A 4,498-nucleotide genomic window follows, 5' to 3' on the forward strand; every position below is an offset into this window, starting at 1 on the left:
GCTCCAACGACGAAATCCACATCCTTGCCAACAAGCAAATCCGCTTGGTCGGCGGGCAATCCTCGGTCACCCTCGAAGGATCGAACATCACCTTCGCTTGCCCGGGGACGTTCTCGGTGAAGGGGAGCAGTAATGCGTTTGTCGGGCCGGGGAGTGAAAGCGCATTAATTGAAAGCCTTCCGATTGGTACTATTCAGGAACAACCCCACTGGATAGAAATCAAGCGCCAATACTTCGATGGCAATGCCGTGCAAGGCGCCGATGTAAAAGTGTTTTTCGACGATGGAACATTTCGGACAGCAAAACTGGATAAAAATGGCTTTGCGCGCATAGACGGCATACCACCCGGAACCGTAAAAATAGAAATTGGCGAAGATGTTCGCGGTTGGAAACAGGACAATCCAATTAAACCTTTTATCAACCCCGCTTATAACAAAAAGCTGACAGAAGAACAGGAAGCAGCCCTGTTCGCATTGTACAAACGCGAGGTTCTGCAGTGAACGATTCTCTTGAGTGGTTTTGGGGCGTCCTTTTAGGTGATTTCAACGAAGAACCCTCGATGTCGCAGACCATCGTCTCAAGCATCATCACGGCAATTCCAATCATTGATCAAATAGCTGATGTGCGAGATGTCATCGCGAATCTATACATGTTGTCAAAAGACTCAAAGGACACATGGAATTGGATTGCACTCTGCATCACGATGATTGGCCTGATTCCGGTACTAGGCAGCTTGCTCAAAGGTATCTTCAAGATACTTGTCCGAGCTATCCGTGACGGTCTGCAACATGCCGACGAAGCTCTTGACATGATCCTCGCATTGGTCAGAGGTGCTGGTAAAGGAGATCCGGTAAAATGGTTAAAATCACTTCCGATAGACCAATATGCAAAAGACTCAGTTAAAAATTTTAAAAAAATTACAACAACGCTCCGATTCGCCATTTCTGACCTAAAACATAACTGGCTAGCGACACGGATCATCGGGGACAAGATTCGTAGGCTCCAGTTAGTTGAAGAGCAGATAAAAAAGCTAGAGATACTTGGGGAACAACGTATTCCTGATACCATGCGATTTCTCAAACAGGAGCTTGACAAGCTTCTGGATCGAGCAAAACCCGCAAAAATAAATGGTACGACAGACACTACTAATACCCTAGCGCATTCTGCAAAGCCGCTGATGCGAATCGACTATGAGGTTGCCGTGAGACGACGAGTCGGTGAGCAGATATCAAAAATGCGTGCACAGGGTAAATCAAGCGAAGAAATCGCCAGATTCGCACAAAATGAGCGTCGCGCGATTGGTAAGGAATTTAAGGATGCAACAGACCCTGACTTGGCGAAAATCATTTACGCACGAAATAATAGAATCTATGGCGACCCGCTAGGGCCAACCTACGAGGACATGCGCCGAGGCTACCGCATAGGAAATAATGGCGAACGAATAAAAATTGGCAACGGTCCAAAAACAGATGAAGAAATTATCGAATCTTCACAACGCACAGGAGGGGATGATTTTCCTTGGGAAAAAATCATGGAATACAATTCCGCCAAGAAGTCTGGCAACAGACTGAATGCAGAACGACTACTGAACCAAATCAACACCATCGTAAACAAAAAAGGTTAAGTAACCATGGAAAAATTCGTCATTCTCGCCAGACATCACACGTGTGACGATCTCATCGCACTTAGCGAAACCGATAACCGCTGGCATGCGATTCCAGAAGAACAATGGCCCCCTGATGGGGAAGTTCCGTTGTATCTACGCGACTCAATGAGCGTCAAAGGCACCTACTTCCAAAGGGATACGGTACGCTTCTGTGCCTACTGGTCTGAAGCCGGTGATTTTTGCTTCAGAGATAGCGCAGATCATGTTTTCCGTCTATTTCATCGCGATCCAGACGGCAATACCTCCGCATACGGGGATATCAGTGCCACCATATTGCCTGCCATCAATACCACTGGAGCCACACCTCAAAGATTTCTTGCCTTTGATCTTATCCTAAACGGTCAGAAAATATCCCATTTCGAATATGACGGAGAGCTTTTTCGACAACTCTTCCAAAGTGACACTACCGCGTTCGCTGACCGGACACTCGGTAGCTGGGATTTTTTTGTGGGTGTATCAGAAGCTGTTGATGAACTCAAACGACGCGCAGCGCAGGTACCGCGAACGCATTCAAACATATCCACCTTGCCATCAATCAGCGCGGATGAAGCACCTACTACGCTGACCACTGGTGATACCTGCACCAAACGCGGGCGCTGGGGGCGAGTTGATGATCTTGGTGAGGACCACCTGATGTTCGAGGGCGAAACCATGCCTAAGTCTAGGGGACAAGAGGTTCAATGGGTCTGGCTGGGCCGAGCCTGAGATTTTCCTAGGTGTTTAGGGGGTGTTCACATTAGCCAGATGTAAGCGCAGGCAAGTTGCAAGAATGCGTTGAAGCGCGTAGCCAGTTTTTCATAGCGAGTTGCCGGTCGGCGGAATTGCTTGAGGCGGCAGAAAAAACGCTCAACCAGATTTCGTGCTTTATAGCGATGCCAATCGACGGTGCGAGGCGTTTTGCGGTTGCTCCGTGGCGGAATGATGGCTTGGGCGCCTGTTTCTTCAATGATCTGAACCAAGGCGTCGCTATCGTAGCCCTTGTCCGCTATCACCGCACCGGCGTTGATCCGCTCAATTAATGCCGCGCCTTGCGTGATATCAGCCACTTGTCCTGCGGTCAGGATCAGACGGATCGGATTACCCAGTGCATCCACGCAAGCGTGAATCTTGGTCGTCAGCCCGCCGCGGCTTCGCCCAATGGCTTGGTCCTGATGCGCACCGTTTTTTTTCGCGCCCCGGCCGCGTGCTGATGGGCACGAACAATCGTCGCATCGATAAACAACTCTTCAAGATCGGCATCTCTTTGAAGCGCAGCAGCTATTTGATCCCAAATGCCCTTGGTCTCCCAGCCGGCGAATCGAACATAGGCCGAGTGCCAGTTGCCAAACTCCTTTGGCATGTCCCGCCAAGGGCAGCCTGTTCGAGCGATGTAGAGTACCGACTCCACGAACAAACGGTTATCCGCTGCCGTGCGTCCTCTGTCTGTGGCCTTCCCAGGCAGAAAATCCGCTATGCGTGACCACTGGTCATCGGTGAGCATTCGGCGATCCATGTCTTGTATCCAAAAGACAGGATGTAAACACAATTCCGCAAATGTGAACAGCCCCTAGCCATCTAGACAAAAAAGTCCGTGGCGCCCTCGCTGCGGAGGAGCTTGCCAAGTGGTTAGCAAAAGTATTAGGAAACCCTGAGACATACAAAAAAGGAGAAGCATTTGAAAAGGCAAAAGGCCGTAAGGGAGTTATTTTATTCCGAGATTACTGGACAAGAGAGGCGAGTAACGAACTAAATGGAGATCACATCGATCTATGGAACGGAGAAACCATGCCCGGAAAAAAGCCATAGATTTCCTTGGACCGGAAACCGAATTCCAAAAGGCAAAAGACATATGGTTCTGGGAAATAAACTAGCGCCCAGAGAAACCCTTATTGTTGCCGGCATCATATTCATATCCAGCCCGGCCGTTTCTGGACCGCTTCATTCTGGAATAGTTATTCCGGAAAACACACACCGATTCGAACTAGCCCAAGACATCCCTTTAACGAAAGAAAAATATCCGAAATTAGCACGCGTAGTAATTCGGGAAAAAACCGGGCAATGCCACATGACCATCGGCGGACTCCCTGAAGTAAATCTGGAAATGCCTTTACCCTGCGACATCCAGACGGAAGGTGCTGCTTTTGCGTTTCGCCCCGTGGTTGGATTTCAAAAAAACAGCAGCGGACCTGACGACATTTCCTTCCTGATTGCAGGGAACCTCAAGTACTACCCAACAATTCGATCCGAATGCTCCCAATTGAGCCGGGGCATCACCATAAAATGGAAAGCTGGAAAGAACGGAAGAATCGAACCCCATATCGTGTTGTCGGAAATCATCGATGATTACTCGAACACGCGCTGCCCGCGAGCTTTCGTTGAGGTGAAAGGTCCAACAATTTACGGGCTGGACCCGTCCACCAATCCGTAACCGCCCCCCCTCTTCTTCCGGGGCCGACTGACTCATCCGCGCCAACTGCATTGGACGCGCTAGCCCCCCCGCCATCTGCCCTGTCAACCCAACCTTTCCGGCCGCCACCCGGCGCGCGGTCGCAGGAAGGCCGGTGTAACATGGCAGCAAAGACATTCCGCGAAATGGCCCCCGATGCTCAAGTTTTCCTGGCACTCCCTGAGGACCCGGCTGGTGGCTGGGGTTCTTTGTGCGTCCGTGCTATCGGTCTGGGTTGTCGTCTTCTTCATTGGCAAGTACCTGCGCACAGACATGGAAGCCGCCCGAGTTCGACAGTTAAACGCGTAAGTTGTTGTTTCATATGAACCGCAGTTCAAAAACGTGTACTACAAGAGAGAAAGTTGCTGAGGTTGCGTCGGTTTTTTCAATCTCAATGCGGCAAAAAC

The 4,498-nt window shown here is 50.0% G+C and carries 5 protein-coding genes and 1 pseudogene; 5 read left to right on the forward strand and 1 reads right to left on the reverse strand.

Features of this window, described 5'->3' with window-relative positions; all coding sequences use genetic code 11:
- The 3 genes from ACLIIZ_RS20950 to ACLIIZ_RS20960 form a co-directional block, all read left to right on the forward strand.
- On the forward strand, nt 1–500 hold a 500-nt coding region (locus ACLIIZ_RS20950; protein WP_416695617.1), incomplete at its 5' end, for a DUF2345 domain-containing protein.
- Complete coding sequence (locus tag ACLIIZ_RS20955) at nt 497–1,624, forward strand: hypothetical protein (RefSeq protein ID WP_416695619.1); 1,128 nt, start codon at nt 497–499, stop codon at nt 1,622–1,624. The genes ACLIIZ_RS20950 and ACLIIZ_RS20955, both read left to right, overlap by 4 nt.
- Nucleotides 1,625–1,630: 6 nt before the next feature.
- Nucleotides 1,631–2,371, forward strand: a complete 741-nt coding sequence (locus tag ACLIIZ_RS20960; RefSeq protein ID WP_416695621.1) for a hypothetical protein — start codon at nt 1,631–1,633, stop codon at nt 2,369–2,371.
- A gap of 26 nt (nt 2,372–2,397) precedes the next feature.
- Here the strand turns inward: ACLIIZ_RS20960 and ACLIIZ_RS20965 are convergent.
- Nucleotides 2,398–3,158, reverse strand: a protein-coding gene (locus ACLIIZ_RS20965; protein WP_416695623.1) for an IS5 family transposase whose coding sequence is annotated in 2 segments (ribosomal slippage) — nt 2,398–2,831 and nt 2,831–3,158 — 762 coding nt in all. Because the reading frame shifts where the segments join, the coding sequence is not laid out codon by codon here.
- Nucleotides 3,159–3,301: 143 nt separating this feature from the next.
- Between ACLIIZ_RS20965 and ACLIIZ_RS20970 the strand changes: the two are divergent.
- Together ACLIIZ_RS20970 and ACLIIZ_RS20975 are read left to right on the forward strand one after the other, a co-directional pair.
- Nucleotides 3,302–3,451, forward strand: a pseudogene (locus tag ACLIIZ_RS20970) (T6SS effector amidase Tae4 family protein); the annotation flags it as partial.
- Nucleotides 3,396–4,073, forward strand: coding sequence for a hypothetical protein (locus ACLIIZ_RS20975; RefSeq protein ID WP_416695625.1), 678 nt, complete (start codon nt 3,396–3,398; stop codon nt 4,071–4,073). The pseudogene ACLIIZ_RS20970 and the gene ACLIIZ_RS20975, both read left to right, overlap by 56 nt.
- Nucleotides 4,074–4,498: the final 425 nt, after the last annotated feature.

This window comes from Azonexus caeni (genome assembly GCF_048146105.1).
GTDB lineage: Bacteria > Pseudomonadota > Gammaproteobacteria > Burkholderiales > Rhodocyclaceae > Azonexus > Azonexus aromaticus_B.

Excerpts from the sequence above, each read along its gene's own strand:
- ACLIIZ_RS20960 (WP_416695621.1), top strand. The coding sequence starts at position 1,631 with ATGGAAAAATTCGTCATTCTCGCCAGACATCACACGTGTGACGATCTC.
- ACLIIZ_RS20975 (WP_416695625.1), top strand. The coding sequence starts at position 3,396 with ATGGAGATCACATCGATCTATGGAACGGAGAAACCATGCCCGGAAAAA.